18 protein-coding genes are annotated in these 18,824 nt (G+C 62.9%); 12 read left to right on the top strand and 6 right to left on the bottom strand.

Features of this window, described 5'->3' with window-relative positions; genetic code table 11:
• Positions 1–3: 3 nt before the first annotated feature.
• Positions 4–1,203: a CaiB/BaiF CoA transferase family protein gene (locus NGJ21_RS04195; RefSeq protein ID WP_046784362.1), complete on the bottom strand. Its 1,200-nt coding sequence runs from the start codon at positions 1,201–1,203 to the stop codon at positions 4–6.
• A 132-nt stretch (positions 1,204–1,335) separates the two neighbouring features.
• Between NGJ21_RS04195 and NGJ21_RS04190 the strand changes: the two genes are divergently transcribed.
• Together NGJ21_RS04190 and recJ are read left to right on the top strand one after the other, a co-directional pair.
• Entirely contained in the window at positions 1,336–1,878 is a 543-nt protein-coding gene (locus NGJ21_RS04190; protein WP_046784361.1) for a YaeQ family protein, read from the top strand.
• 12 nt (positions 1,879–1,890) lie between these two features.
• Entirely contained in the window at positions 1,891–3,600 is a 1,710-nt protein-coding gene (gene recJ, locus NGJ21_RS04185) for a single-stranded-DNA-specific exonuclease RecJ (protein WP_204918760.1), read from the top strand.
• Between the two features lie 114 nt (positions 3,601–3,714).
• On the opposite strand, the gene NGJ21_RS04180 is transcribed toward recJ, so the two are convergent.
• A complete protein-coding gene (locus NGJ21_RS04180; protein WP_115274004.1) occupies positions 3,715–3,978 on the bottom strand; it encodes a DUF3077 domain-containing protein in 264 nt (87 codons plus the stop codon).
• 143 nt (positions 3,979–4,121) lie between these two features.
• Positions 4,122–4,403, bottom strand: coding sequence for a hypothetical protein (locus NGJ21_RS04175; protein ID WP_115274005.1), 282 nt, complete (start codon positions 4,401–4,403; stop codon positions 4,122–4,124).
• Between the two features lie 451 nt (positions 4,404–4,854).
• Between NGJ21_RS04175 and NGJ21_RS04170 the strand changes: the two genes are divergently transcribed.
• The gene (locus tag NGJ21_RS04170; RefSeq protein ID WP_012315955.1) at positions 4,855–5,961 is read left to right on the top strand and encodes an NADH:flavin oxidoreductase/NADH oxidase; all 1,107 of its coding nucleotides are present in this window, start codon (positions 4,855–4,857) and stop codon (positions 5,959–5,961) included.
• A gap of 9 nt (positions 5,962–5,970) precedes the next feature.
• On the opposite strand, the gene NGJ21_RS04165 is transcribed toward NGJ21_RS04170, so the two are convergent.
• The 3 genes from NGJ21_RS04165 to NGJ21_RS04155 form a co-directional block, all read right to left on the bottom strand.
• Positions 5,971–6,303 (bottom strand): type II toxin-antitoxin system HicB family antitoxin, encoded by a 333-nt coding sequence (locus NGJ21_RS04165; protein WP_012315954.1) that lies wholly within the window; start codon positions 6,301–6,303, stop codon positions 5,971–5,973.
• The gene (locus NGJ21_RS04160; RefSeq protein WP_115274007.1) at positions 6,300–6,554 is read right to left on the bottom strand and encodes a type II toxin-antitoxin system HicA family toxin; all 255 of its coding nucleotides are present in this window, start codon (positions 6,552–6,554) and stop codon (positions 6,300–6,302) included. Before NGJ21_RS04160 ends, NGJ21_RS04165 begins: the two co-directional genes overlap by 4 nt.
• A 168-nt stretch (positions 6,555–6,722) precedes the next feature.
• Positions 6,723–8,147 carry a gamma-aminobutyraldehyde dehydrogenase gene (locus NGJ21_RS04155; RefSeq protein WP_237860085.1) on the bottom strand — a complete coding sequence of 475 codons (1,425 nt, stop codon included), beginning with the start codon at positions 8,145–8,147 and terminating at the stop codon, positions 6,723–6,725.
• A gap of 236 nt (positions 8,148–8,383) precedes the next feature.
• Between NGJ21_RS04155 and NGJ21_RS04150 the strand changes: the two genes are divergently transcribed.
• From NGJ21_RS04150 to prfB, 9 genes are all read left to right on the top strand, one after another.
• Complete coding sequence (locus tag NGJ21_RS04150) at positions 8,384–9,070, top strand: tellurite resistance TerB family protein (RefSeq protein WP_251961866.1); 687 nt, start codon at positions 8,384–8,386, stop codon at positions 9,068–9,070.
• Between the two features lie 189 nt (positions 9,071–9,259).
• Positions 9,260–10,822: a methyl-accepting chemotaxis protein gene (locus NGJ21_RS04145; RefSeq protein ID WP_231386448.1), complete on the top strand. Its 1,563-nt coding sequence runs from the start codon at positions 9,260–9,262 to the stop codon at positions 10,820–10,822.
• 5 nt (positions 10,823–10,827) lie between these two features.
• On the top strand, positions 10,828–11,334 hold the full coding sequence (locus NGJ21_RS04140; RefSeq protein WP_115274010.1) for a chemotaxis protein CheW: 507 nt from the start codon (positions 10,828–10,830) through the stop codon (positions 11,332–11,334).
• Positions 11,331–12,575, top strand: coding sequence for a CheR family methyltransferase (locus NGJ21_RS04135; protein WP_251961865.1), 1,245 nt, complete (start codon positions 11,331–11,333; stop codon positions 12,573–12,575). The genes NGJ21_RS04140 and NGJ21_RS04135 overlap by 4 nt, the downstream gene beginning before the upstream one ends.
• Positions 12,572–13,237, top strand: coding sequence for a chemotaxis protein CheW (locus tag NGJ21_RS04130; protein ID WP_119687685.1), 666 nt, complete (start codon positions 12,572–12,574; stop codon positions 13,235–13,237). Before NGJ21_RS04135 ends, NGJ21_RS04130 begins: the two co-directional genes overlap by 4 nt.
• Positions 13,234–15,501, top strand: coding sequence for a hybrid sensor histidine kinase/response regulator (locus NGJ21_RS04125; protein WP_251961864.1), 2,268 nt, complete (start codon positions 13,234–13,236; stop codon positions 15,499–15,501). The genes NGJ21_RS04130 and NGJ21_RS04125 overlap by 4 nt, the downstream gene beginning before the upstream one ends.
• Positions 15,498–16,511 (top strand): chemotaxis response regulator protein-glutamate methylesterase, encoded by a 1,014-nt coding sequence (locus NGJ21_RS04120; RefSeq protein ID WP_119687683.1) that lies wholly within the window; start codon positions 15,498–15,500, stop codon positions 16,509–16,511. The genes NGJ21_RS04125 and NGJ21_RS04120 overlap by 4 nt, the downstream gene beginning before the upstream one ends.
• Positions 16,512–16,562: 51 nt before the next feature.
• Positions 16,563–17,567 (top strand): Wsp signal transduction system regulator diguanylate cyclase WspR, encoded by a 1,005-nt coding sequence (gene wspR / locus NGJ21_RS04115; protein WP_046784348.1) that lies wholly within the window; start codon positions 16,563–16,565, stop codon positions 17,565–17,567.
• A gap of 91 nt (positions 17,568–17,658) precedes the next feature.
• Positions 17,659–18,754 (top strand): peptide chain release factor 2 gene (prfB, locus tag NGJ21_RS04110; RefSeq protein WP_115274014.1). Its coding sequence is split into 2 segments (ribosomal slippage): positions 17,659–17,730 and positions 17,732–18,754, totalling 1,095 coding nucleotides; the frame shifts between segments, so codons are not numbered across the junction.
• The last annotated feature ends 70 nt before the right edge of the window (positions 18,755–18,824 follow it).

Here is an 18,824-nt window from a genome sequence, read left to right as displayed (position 1 = left end):
ACCTCAGACCGTGCCTGCCTGGCGCAAGCTGGCGATGGCGGCGGCGTCATAACCCAGGGTGCCAAGCAGGGCATCGGTGTGCTCGCCCAGCGCCGGGCCTACCCACTCGGCCGAGCCGGGTGTTTCGGACAGCTTGGGTACAATGCCTGGCATCTTGAACGCTTTACCGTCTGGCAGGCGGGCCTGCAGGAACATCTCGCGGGCCAGGTACTGCGGGTCGTTGAACATGTCTTCTGCCGAGTAGATTCGGCTTGCCGGCACTTCGGCGGCTGTCAGTACCTGCATCACCTGCTCCAGGGGCAGGCTGTTGGCCCAGCGGTCGATCACCCCGTACAGTTCGTCACGCCGCGCATCGCGGCCATCATTGCTGGCCAGCGTCGGGTCGTCGGCCAGGTCGTTACGGCCGATGGCCTGCATGAAACGTTTGAATATCGCATCGCCATTGGCACCGATCTGCACGTGCTTGCCGTCGGCGCTGGTGTGGATGGAAGAGGGCGTGATGCCCGGCATGATGTTGCCGGTGCGTTCGCGAATGAAGCCAAACACATCGAACTCGGGGACCATGCTTTCCATCATGGCGAAGATTGCCTCGTACAGCGCCACGTCCACCACCTGGCCCTGGCCGCCGTTGACCTCGCGGTGGCGCAGCGCCATCAGTGCGCCGATCACGCCCCACAATGCAGCGATCGAGTCGCCGATGGAGATGCCGGTGCGCACCGGTGGGCGGTCATCGAAGCCGGTGATATAGCGCAGGCCACCCATCGACTCGCCTACGGCGCCGAAGCCTGGCTGATCCTTCATCGGCCCGGTCTGGCCGAAGCCTGACAGGCGCACCATCACCAGTTTCGGGTTGAGCTCATGCAGCACATCCCAGCCCAGGCCGAGCTTTTCCAGCACGCCCGGGCGAAAGTTCTCGATGAGAATGTCGGCCTCGGCCAGCAGCCGCTTGAGGATCTCGCGACCATCGGGATGCTTGAGGTTCAGCGTCAGTGACTGCTTGTTGCGCGCCTGCACGAACCACCACAGCGAAGTACCCTCGTACAGCTTGCGCCATTTGCGCAGCGGGTCACCGCCGTCGGGCGACTCGACCTTGATCACCTCGGCGCCGAACTCGGCGCAGATGCGCGAAGCGAACGGGCCAGCGATCAGGGTGCCAAGCTCAATGACTTTCAGGCCGGCGAGGGGTTTGCTGGGCGTAGGCATGGGGCATCCGTGGCAATTGGGCAGAACCGTGGTTTTATCATAGGTCGGTAGCGGCAGATACTGCTGCGGCGCAACGAAGATCAGGATCGGGTAGACTGTGTGACTTTTCTTTGCGCAAGTAGCCCTTCGACCATGGCCCAGCCGTCCACCACCTACAAATTCGAACTGAATCTGACCGATCTCGATCGCGGCGTGTACGAAAGCGTCAAGCAGACCATCGCCCGTCATCCTTCGGAAACCGAAGAGCGCATGGCCGTGCGGCTGTTGGCCTACGCACTCTGGTACAACGAGAATCTGTCGTTCGGCCGCGGCCTGTCGGATGTCGACGAGCCTGCCCTGTGGGAAAAGAGCCTGGACGACCGCGTACTGCACTGGATCGAAGTGGGCCAGCCGGACGCTGATCGCCTGACCTGGTGTTCGCGCCGTACCGAGCGCACCAGCCTGCTGGCCTACGGCAGCCTGCGTGTATGGGAGAGCAAGGTGGTTGGCGCGGTCAAGAACCTGAAGAACCTGAACATCGCCGCTGTGCCGCAAGAGGTGCTCGAGGTGCTTGCCACGGACATGCCGCGCAGCATTAAGTGGGACGTGATGATCAGTGAAGGCACAGTGTTCGTCACTGATGACCGTGGCCAGCACGAAGTGCAGCTGCAGTGGCTGCTCGGTGAGCGTGGCTGAGCCAACCGACCCATGCGTATCGAACCCCGCCCGCTGCCGCCGACCCTGCCGTTTCTCGGTAACCTGCCACCTTTGCTGACCCGCCTGTATGCCGCCCGCGGCGTGCAGTCCGAGGCCGAGCTGGACAAGAGCCTGGCGCGGCTGTTGCCCTACCAGCAGCTCAAGGGCATCGATGCCGCTGTAGACTTGCTGGTCGAAGCGCTCGACCAGCGCCAGCGCATCATCATCGTCGGCGACTTCGATGCCGACGGTGCCACCGCCAGTACTGTCGGCGTGCTTGGCCTGCGTCTGCTGGGCGCGGCCCATGTCGACTACCTGGTGCCCAACCGTTTCGAATATGGCTATGGCCTGACCCCGGAGATCGTCGAGGTGGCGCTGCAGCGCCAGCCGCAATTGCTGATCACGGTCGACAACGGCATTTCCAGTGTCGAGGGTGTGGCGGCAGCCAAAGCGGCCGGGCTCAAAGTGCTGGTCACCGACCACCACCTGCCGGGCCAGCAATTGCCGGACGCCGACGCTATCGTCAACCCGAACCAGCCAGGTTGCGACTTCCCAAGCAAATCGCTGGCCGGCGTCGGGGTGATCTTCTACGTGCTGATGGCCTTGCGCGCGCGCCTACGCAGCTTGGGGCGCTACCAGACGCAAGCACAACCGAACATCGGTGAACTGCTCGACCTGGTCGCGCTGGGCAGCGTAGCCGACGTGGTGCCGCTGGATGCCAACAACCGCATCCTCGTGCATCAGGGCCTGGAGCGCATCCGTGCCGGCCGGGCGCGGCCGGGGCTGAAGGCGATTCTGGAGGTGGCACGTCGCGATCACCGGCGTATCACCTCCACTGACCTGGGCTTCATTCTAGGCCCGCGGCTCAATGCCGCCGGGCGCCTGGACGACATGAGCCTGGGTATCGAGTGCCTGTTGTGCGAGGACGAGGCGCTGGCCCTGGACATGGCACAGCAGCTCGACGGCCTGAACCAGGACCGCAAATCGATCGAGCAGGGCATGCAGCGCGAAGCCTTGGCCCAGCTCAAGGATTTGCCGGTCGAGTCCATGCCTTATGGCTTGTGCCTGTTCGATGCCGAATGGCACCAAGGTGTGATCGGGATCCTCGCCTCACGCCTGAAAGAGCGTTACCACCGGCCTACCATCGCCTTCGCCGATGCTGGTGACGGCATGCTCAAGGGCTCGGCGCGGTCGGTGCCGGGGTTCCACATCCGTGATGCGCTGGATGCAGTGGCAGCGCGCCATCCGCAGTTGATCAGCAAGTTTGGCGGCCATGCCATGGCCGCGGGCCTCTCGCTACCTGAAGGCAATTTCTCCGCGTTTGCCGAGGCGTTCGACGAAGAAGTACGGCGCCAGCTGCGTGAAGAAGACCTCACCGGGCGCCTGCTGTCGGATGGCAGCCTAGCGGTCGAGGAGTTCCACCTTGACCTGGCCAAGGCCTTGCGCCACGCCGGGCCCTGGGGGCAGCACTTCCCCGAACCGCTGTTCCATGGGGTGTTCCAGTTGGTCGAGCAGCGCGTGGTCGGCGAGCGCCACCTTAAAGTGGTGCTCAAGAGCGAATGTGGTTCGGTACGCCTGGATGGCATTGCCTTCGGCATCGACCGCGAGGTTTGGCCGAACCCGACCGTGCGTTGGGTGGAGCTTGCCTACAAGCTGGATGTTAACGAGTTTCGAGGTAATGAAAGTGTGCAGTTGATGATTGCGCATATGGAGCCGCGCTGAGGAGCCTACAAGTGCCTGACTTGGTCTTTGCGGGGGCGGCGCTCGGTTTCCCTGGCGCCGCAAACCTACCGGTAAAGACCTAAGCTCTCTGACACTTTAGCCATCAGGAAGAAGTTAGCCTGTCATGCCTAACTCTGCATCATCCATCAGTGCCTTGGCCATGGCACTGAGGTAATGGGATGCCCAGATCATCATCGGTTTTTCATCCATCAGGCCAATGATGGTCAGCTCTCGTACATAGCCCATCAATTCCGAGGCCTGCTCACGGGCATCGCGGCAGGGAATCCCTGGCTCGATGCGGAACAGTGGGTGAGTCTGGTGTTCACCCTGAAAGAAGGTGGTCTTCCCTACAGTAAAGTGGGTGTCGTCTGTGGTCATCGAATTCCCTCCTGAAGTTTCTCGATTGCCTGTTCTGGCCTCTTTGTGGGCAAGCCAGCTCCCACAGGTCATCTGCAAGTTTTGAGGTCTGCGATGCCCCTGTGGCCGCGGGTTTACCCGCGAAGAGGCCAGTGAATCCAGCCTCAATGCAGGGTAGTAGTACGCTCCACGGCCAATGACAGCGCATCCGCTTGGCCCCAGGCAATCTGCAGGGCACGCAGCCCATTCACAAGCGATTCCCGGGAGCTGTCATCTTCGACGGCATCGAGGACTCGATGGCAGTGGTTGTAAGCGAGCATCAGGTAATGGGTGACGTTCATCAACACGTGATCGATTGGCACGATGCCATCGCTCACGGCGTTGGTCAGGGTCTTGTCGGAGGGAAGGTCGAAATGGTGGGGCGGATCGGGGACTAGTTTTTTCATAGTGAAAGACTCGTAAGGTTACTGATTGACCGACCTGTCCGATTCCACACGGATGGGTGGCAGTTGTACGCGGTGTGGAATCCAGGCTACGAGTAAACCCGGTAGGCTTTGCGGCCTCCCGCGCACAACTGCCATGACGACAGCAACTCAGTAATTGACAGGATTCCACTCCCGGACGCCAAACATCAGCGACACGAAAAGCCTAAAGGGTGGGGTTTCCAGGGACAATCAGCCGCGAGTCGACAGGATTCGTAGGATATTTTCCTGATCTAGGTATCGCTAGCTTATATGTGTAGGAAACATCTGAAGCGCGCGTCAGAGCAGTCAACAATCCCATCGAACCTCCCTCCCACCAATCTGGTCTAGTCTGATTAATGACCGGCACCGGGCCAGGGATGTGCACTTGAATGCCCGGGCCGGATCACCATTGGAGTCCTTGGGAGGTGCCCTCATGAGCCTGCTGCTCGAGCCTTACACCCTGCGTCAGCTGACGTTGCCCAACCGCATCGCTGTCTCGCCGATGTGCCAGTATTCCGCTGTCGATGGCCTGGCCAACGACTGGCACCTTGTCCATTTGGGTAGCCGCGCCGTCGGTGGTGCCGGGCTGGTCATCACCGAAGCGGTCGCTGTGACCGCCGATGGCCGGATCACTGCCGAGGACCTTGGTCTGTGGAACGATGAACAGGTCGCCCCACTGCAACGCATCACCCGCTTCATCACCGCGCAGGGCGCCGTGCCGGGCATCCAGCTGGCCCACGCCGGGCGCAAGGCCAGCACCCATCGCCCCTGGCTGGGCAAGCATGGCAGCGTCAAGATCGAGGAAGGAGGCTGGCAGCCGGTGGGGCCGTCGAAAATTGCCTTCGACCCTGAACACACGGCACCGCGTGAGTTGAGCAAAGACGAGATCCAGGATGTTGTAGCCGAGTTTGTCAAAGCCACCGAACGGGCATTGCAAGCGGGCTTCAAGGTAGTCGAGATCCACGCCGCCCATGGCTACCTGCTGCATCAGTTCCTCTCGCCGCTAAGCAATCAGCGCCGTGACGAATATGGCAGCTGTTTCGAAAACCGCATCCGCCTTACGCTGCAGGTGACCGAGGCGGTGCGTAAGGTTTGGCCGAAGGAACTGCCGTTGTTCGTTCGCGTGTCGGCGACCGACTGGGTGGAAGACGGCTGGAACCCCGACGAAACAGTAGAACTGGCCCGTCGCCTGCGAGCGCTCGGAGTCGACTTGATCGATGTGTCCTCCGGCGGTACTTCGATGAATGCCGAAATCCCCACCGGCCCCGGCTACCAGACCCGCTTCGCCGAGCGTGTACGCAAGGAATCGGAAATCGCCACCGGTACGGTGGGCATGATCACCGAACCGGCCCAGGCTGAACACATCCTGCGCACCGGGCAGGCCGACCTGATCTTCCTCGCCCGCGAGCTGCTGCGCGACCCTTACTGGCCGTTGCATGCCGATGATGACCTGGGCGGTAACAGGGCTACGTGGCCGGCGCAGTATCAACGGGCTACCAGCCGGGCGAATCCGATACATGAGTCGGATCTGCGGGACTGATTGACCACCTCAGCTGTAAGCGGCCTTGCTCAGAATATCGCTGACCCACTGATTGATGCTTTTTTCCGCCAGCTCGGCCTTTGCGGCCACGCTGGCGTGAAGGGTGGGCTCAAGGCGCAGACTCAGCTTCCCTGAATAGGTCTTTTGCGGCTCACGGCCAAGGCGTTTACAGGTTTCGAGATAGTCATCAACGGCCTCCTCGAATGCTTGTCGCAATTCACTGATCGATTCGCCGTGAAAACCAATCACGTCACGTATGCCCGCAACGTGTCCAATCAGCAACTGGTCCTCGTCACTGTATTCGATTCTTGCGGCATAGCCGCGGTAGGTCATGACATTCATGGTGTTACTCCGGCCTGCTCAAGGAACTGGCGGGCGTCGCGCAATTGATAGGTTTTGGCATGTTTGTCCGGGTGAGGCCGATGGAAGGTGGCAACGGCCCCATTGAGCTCAAAGCGAACTCGCGAACCTCGACCTTCGATGACATTTGCGCCAGCTGATCTCAACAGTGACTCCAGCCGGACCCATTCCAAGGTCTTGGGCACTGGTTTCCTGAAAATGGCTTCAAGGGCCGATCTTTGATGATTATTCATGGTATCAGACTATGATACCAGTCGTTTTTTTCACAACAGCCGGACTGTAGGAGATAGGGGACCGTGCTTGAAGGAAAGGTCCTAGGTATTCATGCGAGGACGATCGCCACTTTGTACCGGCCTCCTTGCTGACTTGTCTCAGGATAGGCCGGTAGCTTCACATCACGTTCAATGCTTGATCATCACGTGCCGCACGCAGGTGTAATCCTCCAACCCATACATCGACATGTCCTTCCCATACCCTGAATGCTTCTGCCCGCCATGGGGCATTTCGCTGACCAGCATGAAGTGGGTATTGACCCAGGTGCAGCCATACTGCAACCGTGCCGCCAGGCGGTGGGCGCGGCCTGTGTCGCGGGTCCACACCGACGAAGCCAGGCCGTACTCCGAGTCGTTGGCCCATTCCAGCGCCTGTGCTTCGTCGGTGAAGCGCGTTACCGACACCACCGGGCCAAACACTTCGTGGCGCACGATCTCGTCATCCTGCAGCGCATCGGCCAGCACCGTTGGCTCGAAGAAGAAGCCATCCCCCGGTAGTGCCTTGCCCCCGGTGACCAGGCGAATGTGCGGCTGGGCGATGGCGCGCCCGACCAGGCCGGCCACCTTGTCACGGTGCTGGGCGCTGATCAGCGGGCCGAGTTCGGTGTCTTCGGCATCCTGCAGGCCGGTTTTAAGGCTGGCCACGGCTTTGCCGAGGCGTTCGACGAAGCGTTCGTAGATGCCGGCCTGCACATACAGGCGGCAGGCCGCGGTGCAGTCCTGGCCTGCGTTGTAGAAACCGAAGGTGCGGATACCGTCGATGGCGGCATCGATGTCGGCATCGTCGAACACCAGCACAGGCGCCTTGCCGCCCAGTTCCATGTGCATGCGCTTAACGCTGCCCGCCGTGGCGCCGATGATGTGCGCGCCGGTAGGGATCGAGCCAGTCAGCGAGACCATACGCACCTTGGGGTGGGTAACCAGTGGGTTGCCGACCGTCTGGCCGCGGCCGAAGAGGATGTTGAGCACGCCGGCAGGCAGTACGTCCTTGGCCAGTTCGCCGAGGCGCAGGGCGGTCAGCGGGGTCAGCTCGGACGGTTTTATGACCACGGTATTGCCAGCGGCCAAGGCTGGGGCGATCTTCCACGCCAGCATCATCAGCGGATAGTTCCAGGGTGCGATCGAGGCCACTACGCCCAGCGGGTCGCGGCGGATCATCGAGGTGTGCCCTGGCAGGTATTCACCGGCCGCCGAGCCACCGAGGCAGCGGGCGGCGCCGGCAAAATAGCGCAGCACATCGGCGATGGCCGGTATTTCGTCGTTCAGGGCCGCAGTGAAGGGTTTGCCACAATTTTGCGACTCCAGCCTGGCCAGTTCATCGGCATGCGCCTCAATCGTGTCGGCCAGTGCCAGCAGGGCCAGCGAGCGCTCTTTCGGGCTGGTCTGCGACCAGCTGTCGAAGGCATGGTCGGCGCCACGCACCGCCGTATCGACCTGGGCCTCGGTGGCTTCGTTGATCTGTGCCAAGGCACTGCCTTCAGCGGGGTTGAGCACGGTCCAGGCCGGGCCATCGCCTGCGACCAGGCGACCGTTGATCAGCATGTTGGTTTGCATCGGGGGCTCCTGTTGTGTCTGCGGCCGGCGCCTGGGCGGCTGCGTTTGGGGGCGTGGTCGGGCAGTCATCCAGACCGCAGTGTTGCGATTGCTACCAGCATGGGGTGCTTGTGACGATCTCGAGTCTAGTTGGCTTTTTGCCTGCCAATGCAACATCCGGAAGCAAATCCACAGGTGGCCCTTGGCCTTGCAAGCCTTACTCTGGACGTTACTTTCCGCTGCGTGGAGACATGCGAATGAATACTCGGGGTCTGCTCGATCAACTGCTCAAATCCGGCCAGGAACTGTTGAACAAACAGTCCGGCGCAGGCAAGCCGGCCACAGGCTCAGGAGGCTTGGGCAGCCTGCTTTCCGGCGCCGGGGGCGGGGCGCTTGGGGCTGGCGCCCTGGGCTTGCTGTTGGGCAGCAAGAAGGCGCGCAAGTACGGGGGCAAAGTGATCACCTACGGCGGCCTCGCCGCGCTCGGCGTGCTGGCCTACAAGGCCTATGGCAACTGGCAGGCCCGCCAGGGCGCAGGGCAGGGGGGCGAACCGCAAACCCTCGATCGCCTGCCGCCGGCCCAGGTCGAGCAGCATAGCCAGGCGGTATTGCGGGCGTTGGTGGCGGCGGCCAAATCCGATGGCCACATCGACGAGCGCGAGCGCGCGCTGATCGAAGGCGAATTCACCCGCCTGGACAGCGACCGCGAACTGCAGCACTGGTTGCACGCCGAGCTGAACAAGCCACTGGACCCGGCCGAAGTCGCGCGTGCTGCACAAACGCCGGAGATGGCCGCCGAGATGTACCTGGCCAGCCTGATGATGGTCGATCAGGAGAACTTCATGGAGCGTGCATACCTGGACGAACTGGCCCGCCAGCTTCGCCTGGACCCGGCGTTGCGCCAGGAACTGGAGAGCCAGGCCCGACTTGCCGCAGGTCAATGACGGGTAAATGGCCTGGCCATCAGGCAGGGATGCCTGGTTAACCCCGCATATTCAGCCGCATAAGCGTAGGAAGCCTGGGCTATACTTCGGCGATTTTTCCCGCTCGTTGTGAATTCCTGAGGGCTGAATGTGAAGAACTGGACCTTGCGCCAACGGATCCTGGCAAGTTTCGCCGTGATCATCGCCATCATGTTGCTGATGGTCGTAGCTGCTTACTCGCGGCTGGTGGCGATCGAAAGTGCCGAGGAGGCAGTAGGTACCGACAGCATTCCGGGGGTCTACTACAGTTCGATGATCCGCAGTGCCTGGGTCGACAGCTACGTCACCAGCCAGCAGCTGGTGGGGTTGTCCGACCACCGCGAGATCACGGCAGCCGACATGGAGCTGTTCAAAAGCTTCGACGAACGCCTCAAGCAACACCTGGCCAGCTACCAAGGCACCATTCACGACAAGGACGACCAGGCCCATTTCGACACCTTTCTCCAGATGGAGGCAAACTACACCCATGTCATCGGCCAGGTGATGGAAGCCTATCGACGGCAGGATTATGCCGAGGCAGAGCGGTTGATCAAGGACGTTCTGACACCGGTCTGGTCGCAGGGGCGCAATCATCTCAACACGATGATCGAGTACAACCGCGAAGCCGCCGACGCCGCTAACCACGAGATTGTCGGTGCCGTGAGCACCGCCAAAGGCAGCATGATCGTTTCGCTGTTGTTGGCGATCGTCGCGGCGGGTATCTGCGGCCTGCTGCTGATGCGCGCCATCACCGCCCCCGTACAGCGCGTGGTGCATGCCCTCGACAAGCTGCGCTCGGGCGACTTGAGCATGCGCCTGAGCCTGGACCGCAAGGACGAGTTCGGCGCCATCGAAAGCGGCTTCAACGAGATGGCCGAGGCGCTGGCCAAGCTGGTGTCCCAGGCCCAGCGCTCTTCGGTACAGGTGACCACATCGGTCACTGAAATTGCGGCCACCTCCAAGCAACAGCAGGCCACCGCCACCGAAACCGCTGCGACCACCACCGAGATTGGTGCCACCTCGCGTGAGATTGCCGCGACCTCGCGCGACCTGGTGCGCACCATGACCGAAGTCACCAGTGCCGCCGACCAGGCTTCGAGCCTGGCAGGTTCCGGCCAGCAGGGCCTGGCGCGCATGGAGGACACCATGCACCAGGTCATGGGCGCAGCCGACCTGGTCAATGCCAAGCTGGCGATCCTCAACGAAAAGGCCAGCAACATCACGCAGATGGTGGTGACCATCGTCAAGGTCGCCGACCAGACCAACCTGCTTTCGCTCAATGCCGCCATCGAAGCGGAAAAGGCCGGTGAGTACGGGCGCGGCTTTGCCGTCGTGGCCACCGAGGTGCGGCGCCTGGCGGACCAGACGGCCGTGGCCACCTACGACATCGAGCAGATGGTTCGGGAAATCCAGTCGGCGGTATCGGCAGGGGTCATGGGCATGGACAAGTTTTCCGAAGAAGTGCGCCGTGGCATGTTCGAAGTGCAGCAGGTGGGCGAACAGCTGAGCCAGATCATCCATCAGGTACAGGCGCTGGCGCCGCGGGTGTTGATGGTCAACGAAGGCATGCAGGCCCAGGCTACCGGTGCCGAGCAGATCAACCAGGCACTGGCCCAGCTCAGCGATGCCAGCACGCAGACGGTGGAATCGCTGCGCCAGGCCAGCTTCGCCATCGACGAGTTGAGCCAGGTGGCCGCGGGCCTGCGCGGTGGTGTATCGCGCTTCAAAGTCTGACCGCCATGACTGACCTGCACACGCATGCGGCAGCAGCGGCCAGCGCCAAGGGCAAGCTGTACCTGCTATTTCGTCTCAACGACCAACGTTTCGCCCTGGATGTGCGCCAGGTGGTCGAAGTGCTACCTCGCCTGCCACTCAAGCCGATCGCCCAGGCGCCGGCCTGGGTTGCCGGCATCGTTGCCCATCGTGGCGTGCTGGTGCCGGTGGTCGACCTGTCGGCCCTGAGCTTTGGTCAGCCTGCCACTGCGCGCACCAGCACACGGCTGGTGCTGGTGCGCTATCGCGGCGAGCATCAGTTGGGGCTGATCCTTGAACAGGCTACCGAGACCTTGCGCTGCCTCGCTGAGGAGTTTCAGCCGTATGGGCTGGACAACCCCGAAGCGCGTTACCTGGGCCCGGTTCGCCAGGACGCCAACGGCCTGCTACAGCGTATCGAGGTCGATGACTTGCTGTCTGATACTGTGCGCGAACTGCTGTTCCCACAACAGTCGGGGCAGGTGTCGGCATGAGCGAGCAACGGTTTTTCCGCTTTCTGCAAGAGCGCATCGGCCTGGATGTCGAATCGGTCGGCGCGCCCATGGTCGAGCGTGCCTTGCAGCAGCGCCGTGTCGCGGTCAACGCCCAAGACCTTCACGACTATTGGCTGTGCTTGCAGCAATCGGCAGATGAGCAACAGGCGCTTATCGAAGCGGTGATCGTCCCGGAAACCTGGTTCTTCCGCTACCGGGAGTCGTTTACCGCGCTGGTCGGGCTGGCCCACAAACGCCTGGCCGAACTTGCCGGCGAGCGGCCGCTACGCTTGCTGAGCCTGCCGTGCTCCACGGGTGAAGAACCTTATTCCCTGGCCATGGCACTGCTCGATTCGGGCATGAACCCGGCTGCGTTTCGCATCGACGGTATCGACATCAGCCCCAATTCGGTGGCCAAGGGCGTGCAGGCGGTCTACGGTCGCAACTCGTTCCGCGGCGTTGATCTGGCCTTTCGCGAGCGCCACTTCCACGCGCTCGCCGAAGGCCATGAGCTGAATGAGCGGGTGCGTGCACAGGTGAACCTGGCCGTGGGCAACGTGCTCGACCCGGCGCTGGGCAGCCGTGACGGTTATTACGACTTCGTGTTCTGCCGCAACTTGCTGATCTACTTCGACGTGGCGACCCAGCAGCGCGTGTTCGAGGTGCTCAAGCGCCTTACCCACGAGCACGGCGTACTGTTTATCGGGCCGGCCGAGGGCAGCCTTCTGGCAAGGCTGGGTATGCGGCCGCTGGGCATTGCCCAGTCGTTCGCCTATGTCCGCCAGCCGTTGGATGCGCCAGCACAGCCTCGGCTCATCCCGCCGGCGCCACTCGCACCGAGCCGCCCCGTGCCTGCCCCTGCGCCCATTTCGCGGCCCTTGCGCTCGGTTCCGGTTGCCCCACCCACAGTGGTGCAGCGCGAGAGCGAAAGTGAGTTGCTGGCCCTCATCGCGAGGCAGGCCAACGCGGGTGAGGGCACGCAAGCGCGTGCCAATTGCCAGCGCTACCTGCAGCAGTTCGAGCCCAAGGCTCAGGTGTATTACTGGCTGGGACTGCTCAGCGATACCGAAGGCGATGCCCGGCAAGCCCAGACGCACTACCGCAAAGCCCTGTACCTGGAGCCGCAGCACCCTGAGGCGTTGCTGCACCTGGCCATGTTGCTGGCGGCCCAAGGCGACGAAGCCGGCGCTCGCCGCTTGCACGAACGCGCGGCACGCGCTGGCAGGGGGGCTGAACGATGAGCGTCGAACACGCAATTGCGCTGCTCGCCCAGGACGATGAGCGCATCGACGATTGCTGGAACCGGATCGGCGTGCACGGCGACAAGCAATGCCCGCTGCTGCAAAGGCATATCCATTGTCGCAACTGTGAAGTCTATGCTGCGGCCGCTACCCGTCTGCTGGACCGCTATGCACTGGCTCAGGACGATCAGTTGCACGAGGCGGCGCAGGTCGAGTCCAGCGTCGGGCGCTCGCTGCTGCTGTTTCGTCTGGGTGAGGAGTGGCTGGCCTTGGCGACCGCCTGCCTGGCCGAGATCGCCCCGGTGCAGCCGGTACATTCATTGCCGCATCAGCGTTCCAGGGTGCTGCAAGGGGTAGCCAATGTGCGTGGCGCACTGGTGCCGTGCCTGTTGCTGAGCGAAATGCTGGGGCTGGCGCGCTTGCCGGAGCCTGCGCGCAGCAGCCGGGCGATGCCGCGCATGTTGATTCTGGCGGCGGCAGGCGGGCCAGTGGTGCTGGCGGTGGACGAGATCGACGGTATTCATCGCCTGGAGTTCACACTACCGGGCGCCACTGAAGATACTGCACCGTTCACCGCCGCCGTACTGCAGTGGCGCGGGCGCAGCGTGCGTGTGCTGGACGAACAACAACTACTGTCTGCCGTGCAGCGGAGCCTGTCATGACCCCTGAGCAAATGCGCGACGCATCGTTGCTCGAGCTGTTCAGCCTGGAAGCCGAAGCTCAGACCCAGGTGCTCATCACAGGGCTGATGGCGCTGGAGCGCAACCCGACCCAGGCCGCTCAATTGGAAGCCTGCATGCGTGCTGCGCACTCTTTGAAGGGTGCTGCACGCATCGTGGGCATCGACGCCGGGGTCAGCGTGGCCCATGTGATGGAAGATTGCCTGGTAGCGGCCCAGGAAGGCCGGCTGCTGCTGCGCGCTGAACATATCGATGCCTTGCTGCGCGGTACCGACCTGCTGTTGCATGTCGCAACGCCCGGGGACCCTGCCGGTGAGGGGGCGGTACCCGGTTTTCTGGCCCAGATGGCTGGCTTGCTGGACCCTCCCGGTGCACCTGTGCCTTCCAGCGTGCCGGCCCAGACACCATTGCCCACGGTCGAGCTGGTTACCCCCGAGCTTGAGCCCGAAGCAGAGCCTCCCGTGCCGCGCAGGGCATCCAAGCGCGGCGCGCAAGGTGGCGAGCGGGTGTTGCGGGTAACTGCCGATCGGCTCAACAGCCTGCTCGACTTGTCGAGCAAGTCGCTGGTCGAGACCCAGCGCCTCAAACCCTATCTGGCCACCCTGCAGCGCCTCAAGCGCATGCACGGCCAAGGCATGCGCGCCCTCGATGGCCTGAAAGCCCAGTTGGAAGGCAGCGGCCAGAGCCTGCCGGTGTTGGAAGCACTGGCCCAGGCGCAACGGCTGCTGATGGAAACCCAGCACATCCTGCAACAGCAGACCGCCGACCTTGACGAATTCGGCTGGCAGGCCAGCCAGCGCGCGCAGTTGCTGTACGACACAGCCCTGGCCTGCCGCATGCGCCCGTTTGCCGATGTGCTTACCGGCCAGAGCCGTATGGTGCGAGACCTGGGCCGCTCGCTGGGCAAGCAGGTGCGTCTGCAGATAGACGGTGAAAAGACCCAGGTCGACCGCGATGTGCTGGAAAAGCTCGAAGCGCCGTTGACCCATTTGCTGCGCAATGCAGTCGACCATGGTATTGAACTGCCTGAGCAGCGGCTGTTGGCGGGCAAACCGGAAGAAGGTGCAATACGCCTGCGAGCCTCCCACCAGGCCGGCCTGTTGATCCTTGAACTGAGCGATGACGGCGCCGGTATCGACCTGCAACGGCTGCAGCGCAGTATCGTTCAGCGCGGCTTGTCCCCGGCGGACACCGTGGCGCAGATGAGCGAGACGGAGCTGCTGACCTTCCTGTTCCTGCCGGGCTTCAGCATGCGCGACAAAGTGACCGAAGTCTCCGGCCGCGGTGTTGGCCTGGACGCGGTGCAGCATCTGGTGCGGGACCTGCGCGGCTCGATCGAGCTGACCCAGCAGGCCGGCCAGGGCTGCCGCTTCCATCTGGAAGTGCCGTTGACCCTTTCGGTGGTACGCAGCCTCGTGGTGGAAGTCGGCGGGGAGGCTTATGCGTTCCCGCTGGCGCATATCGAGCGCACCTTGGAGGTGACGGCCGAGCAGATCGTGCAAATCGAGGGGCGTCAGCATTTTTGGCACGAGGGCCGGCATATCGGTCTGGTGGCGGCCAGCCAGTTGCTCAACCGGCCCGCCGCGCAAGGTGATGAAAGCGCTTTGCGGGTCGTGGTGATCCGCGAACGTGAACAGCTTTACGGTGTGGCCGTGGAGCGGCTGATCGGTGAGCGGGTGCTGGTCGTGATGCCGCTCGATGCACGGCTGGGCAAGGTCCAGGACATTTCCGCGGGGGCGCTGCTGGACGACGGTTCGGTGGTGTTGATCGTCGATGTCGAAGACTTGCTGCGCTCGGTCGAGAAACTGCTCAGCACCGGCCGCCTGGAGCGCATCGAGCGCGGCGTGCAGGCAGGCCGTGGCGCCAGCCGCAAGCGCATTCTGGTTGTCGACGACTCGCTCACCGTACGCGAGCTGCAACGCAAGCTGCTGAGCAACCGCGGTTTCGAGGTGGCCGTGGCAGTCGATGGCATGGACGGTTGGAATGCACTGCGTAGCGAGTATTTCGACCTGCTGATCACCGACATCGACATGCCGCGAATGGACGGTATCGAGCTGGTCACCTTGGTGCGCCGCGACCAGCGCCTGCAGTCGCTGCCTGTGATGGTGGTGTCGTACAAGGACCGCGAAGAAGATCGACGGCGAGGCCTGGACGCTGGCGCCGACTACTATTTGGCAAAAGCCAGCTTCCACGACGATGCGTTGCTCGACGCCGTGGTTGAACTGATCGGAGGTGCTCAAGGATGAAGATCGCCATCGTCAACGATATGCCCATGGCGGTAGAGGCGTTGCGCCGGGCCCTGGCCCTGGAGCCTGCGCATGAGGTGATCTGGGTGGCCAGCAATGGCGCCGAGGCCGTGCGCCAGTGTGCCCAGGCAACGCCCGACCTGATTCTCATGGACCTCATCATGCCGGTGATGGATGGTGTGGAGGCGACCCGGCGGATCATGGCCGAGACGCCGTGTGCCATCGTCATCGTCACCGTCGACCGCAAGCAGAACGTGCACCGCGTGTTCGAGGCCATGGGCCATGGGGCCCTTGATGTGGTCGACACCCCGGCGCTGGGCGCGGGTGATGCGCGGGAAGCGGCGGCGCCGTTGCTGCGCAAGATCCTCAACATCAGCTGGTTGATCGGCCAACAGCGGCCCAGCGCGACCAAACCGGTCGCCGCGCCGTTACGCGATGCCGCCCAGCGCCGCGGCCTGGTGGCGATCGGCTCATCGGCCGGCGGGCCTGCGGCCCTCGAGGTGCTGCTAAAGGGCCTGCCCAAAGCGTTCCCGGCATCCATCGTGCTGGTCCAGCATGTTGACCAGGTGTTCGCTGCCGGCATGGCAGAATGGCTTGGCAGTGCCTGCGGCATGCCGGTGCGCCTGGCCCGTGAAGGGGAGCCGCCGCAGCCTGGGCAGGTCCTGCTGGCGGGCACCAATCACCACATACGCCTGCTGAACAACGGCCAGTTGGCCTACACTGCCGAACCTGTCAACGAAATCTACCGGCCCTCGATCGATGTGTTCTTCGAAAGTGTGGCGCGCTATTGGCGCGGGCAGGCGGTGGGCGTGCTGCTCACCGGCATGGGCCGCGATGGTGCCCAAGGCCTGAAACTGATGCGCCAGCAAGGCTTCCTGACCATTGCTCAGGACCAGTCCAGCAGCGCAGTCTACGGTATGCCCAAAGCCGCCGCGGCAATCGATGCAGCGGTGGAAATCCGTCCGCTGGAGCGAATCGCCGGGCGCCTGATGGAAATCTTTGCACAATGACGATATGTATTGAATCACACCGCCCCTGCGGCCGTGATCAGGTGAATAGGGATGATTGATCTACCGATCGAAGGGTTTGCGACCGCCAATGAAAATTCGGCGATGGTCTTGCTGGTCGACGATCAGGCGATGATCGGCGAAGCGGTGCGTCGTGGCCTGGCCCATGAGGAAAACATCGATTTCCATTTCTGCGCCGACCCCCATCAGGCGGTGGCTCAGGCCATGCGCATCAAACCTACGGTGATCCTCCAGGACCTGATCATGCCGGGCCTCGACGGCCTGACCCTGGTGCGCGAATACCGTAACAATCCGGCTACCCGGGACATCCCGATCATCGTTCTGTCGACCAAGGAAGACCCTTTGGTCAAAAGTGCGGCCTTCGCTGCCGGGGCCAACGACTACCTGGTCAAGCTGCCGGATACCATCGAACTGGTGGCTCGCATCCGCTACCACTCCCGCTCGTACCTGACCCTGCTGCAGCGTGACGAGGCCTACCGGGCGCTGCGCGTGAGCCAGCAGCAACTGCTCGACACCAACCTGATGCTGCAGCGGCTGATGAACTCCGATGGCCTCACCGGTCTGTCCAACCGCCGCCATTTCGATGAGTACCTGGAACTGGAATGGCGCAGGGCCATGCGTGAGCAGCAGCAGTTGTCGCTGCTGATGATCGATGTCGACTACTTCAAGGTCTACAACGACAGCTTCGGCCACCTGGCAGGTGATGAAGCGCTGCGCCAGGTTGCAGAGGCCATCCGCGGCTCCTGCTCACGGCCTACCGACCTGCCGGCGCGCTACGGGGGCGAGGAGTTCGCGCTGGTATTGCCCAACACCTCCCCGGGCGGTGCGCGGCTGGTGGCGGAGAAGCTGCGCCAGACCGTACATGGTCTGAATATCCCGCATACGGCATCGCAAGACGATTCGCGCCTGACCGTGAGCATCGGCCTGGCGACCCAGACGCCGGCGATCGGCAGCCATTGTCGGCAATTGATCTCGGCAGCCGACAAGGGGTTGTACCAGGCCAAGAACAGCGGGCGTAACCAGGTCGGTATCGCCTGAGGTTCAAGCGGCTGCCCAACGGGCTGCCGCAGCTCCCTGGATCGGTTATACTCGCGGGCTTTTCACCGAATTCGTACGAGAGCCGCGCGCCATGGAAATCCAACCGATCCTGAACACCATCAAGGACCTCACCGAGCGTTCCCAGTCCATTCGGGGGTATCTTTGACTACGATCAAAAAGCTGACCGCCTGATCGAAGTCAACCGCGAGCTGGAAGACCCGGCCGTCTGGAACAAGCCCGAGTACGCCCAGGCCCTGGGCCGCGAACGTGCCATGCTGGCGCAGGTCGTCGAGACCCTGGACAAGATGTCCGGCGGCCTGGCCGACTGCCAGGATCTGCTCGACATGGCCGTCGAGGAAAATGACGAAAGCGCCGTGAGCGACGTCGTGACCGAGCTGCAAGGCCTGGAAGAAAAACTGGCCCAGCTTGAGTTCCGTCGCATGTTCAGCGGCGAGATGGACATGAACAACGCCTACCTGGACATCCAGGCCGGCTCTGGCGGTACCGAAGCGCAGGACTGGGCCAACATCCTGCTGCGCATGTACCTGCGCTGGGCCGACAAGCGCGGTTTCGACGCCACCATCATCGAGCTTTCCGAGGGCGAAGTCGCCGGCATCAAGGGCGCCACCGTGCACATCAAGGGCGAGTACGCCTTCGGCTGGCTGCGCACCGAAATCGGCGTGCACCGCCTGGTACGCAAGAGCCCGTTCGACTCCGGTGCCCGTCGCCACACCTCGTTCTCGGCGGTGTTCGTGTCGCCCGAGATCGACGACAAGGTCGAGATCGACATCAACCCGTCCGACCTGCGCATCGACACTTACCGTTCCTCCGGTGCCGGTGGTCAGCACGTGAACACCACCGATTCGGCGGTACGTATCACCCACGTGCCGACCAACACCGTGGTGGCGTGCCAGAACGAACGCTCCCAGCATGCCAACAAGGACACCGCCATGAAAATGCTGCGGGCCAAGTTGTACGAGCTGGAAATGCAAAAGCGCAACGCCGCCTCCCAGGCGCTGGAAGACAGCAAGTCGGACATCGGCTGGGGCCACCAGATCCGCTCCTACGTGCTGGATGACTCGCGTATCAAGGACCTGCGTACCGGCGTCGAGCGCAGCGACTGCAACAAGGTGCTGGATGGCGACATCGACCAGTATCTGGAAGCGAGCCTCAAGCAGGGGCTGTAAGCCGCACACCACCGCCGCGATGCCCGCACGCCGGCATCGCGTGCCCTGCCCGAAAAGGGCAACGAATACC

This window comes from Pseudomonas sp. Marseille-Q5299 (assembly GCF_943737035.1).
GTDB lineage: Bacteria > Pseudomonadota > Gammaproteobacteria > Pseudomonadales > Pseudomonadaceae > Aquipseudomonas > Aquipseudomonas putida_E.
The sequence above is the reverse complement of the archived record's forward strand: the minus strand, read 5'-3'. Positions and strand labels throughout refer to the sequence as shown.

Coding starts and splice junctions, on each gene's coding strand:
- NGJ21_RS04165 (WP_012315954.1), bottom strand. CDS start 6,303: ATGAATGTCATGACCTACCGCGGCTATGCCGCAAGAATCGAATACAGT.
- NGJ21_RS04195 (WP_046784362.1), bottom strand. CDS start 1,203: ATGCCTACGCCCAGCAAACCCCTCGCCGGCCTGAAAGTCATTGAGCTT.
- NGJ21_RS04135 (WP_251961865.1), top strand. CDS start 11,331: ATGAGCGAGCAACGGTTTTTCCGCTTTCTGCAAGAGCGCATCGGCCTG.
- recJ (WP_204918760.1), top strand. CDS start 1,891: ATGCGTATCGAACCCCGCCCGCTGCCGCCGACCCTGCCGTTTCTCGGT.
- NGJ21_RS04130 (WP_119687685.1), top strand. CDS start 12,572: ATGAGCGTCGAACACGCAATTGCGCTGCTCGCCCAGGACGATGAGCGC.
- NGJ21_RS04170 (WP_012315955.1), top strand. CDS start 4,855: ATGAGCCTGCTGCTCGAGCCTTACACCCTGCGTCAGCTGACGTTGCCC.
- NGJ21_RS04190 (WP_046784361.1), top strand. CDS start 1,336: ATGGCCCAGCCGTCCACCACCTACAAATTCGAACTGAATCTGACCGAT.
- wspR (WP_046784348.1), top strand. CDS start 16,563: ATGATTGATCTACCGATCGAAGGGTTTGCGACCGCCAATGAAAATTCG.
- NGJ21_RS04160 (WP_115274007.1), bottom strand. CDS start 6,554: ATGAATAATCATCAAAGATCGGCCCTTGAAGCCATTTTCAGGAAACCA.
- NGJ21_RS04120 (WP_119687683.1), top strand. CDS start 15,498: ATGAAGATCGCCATCGTCAACGATATGCCCATGGCGGTAGAGGCGTTG.
- NGJ21_RS04140 (WP_115274010.1), top strand. CDS start 10,828: ATGACTGACCTGCACACGCATGCGGCAGCAGCGGCCAGCGCCAAGGGC.
- NGJ21_RS04145 (WP_231386448.1), top strand. CDS start 9,260: ATGTTGCTGATGGTCGTAGCTGCTTACTCGCGGCTGGTGGCGATCGAA.
- NGJ21_RS04125 (WP_251961864.1), top strand. CDS start 13,234: ATGACCCCTGAGCAAATGCGCGACGCATCGTTGCTCGAGCTGTTCAGC.
- NGJ21_RS04180 (WP_115274004.1), bottom strand. CDS start 3,978: ATGACCACAGACGACACCCACTTTACTGTAGGGAAGACCACCTTCTTT.
- NGJ21_RS04155 (WP_237860085.1), bottom strand. CDS start 8,147: ATGCAAACCAACATGCTGATCAACGGTCGCCTGGTCGCAGGCGATGGC.
- NGJ21_RS04150 (WP_251961866.1), top strand. CDS start 8,384: ATGAATACTCGGGGTCTGCTCGATCAACTGCTCAAATCCGGCCAGGAA.
- NGJ21_RS04175 (WP_115274005.1), bottom strand. CDS start 4,403: ATGAAAAAACTAGTCCCCGATCCGCCCCACCATTTCGACCTTCCCTCC.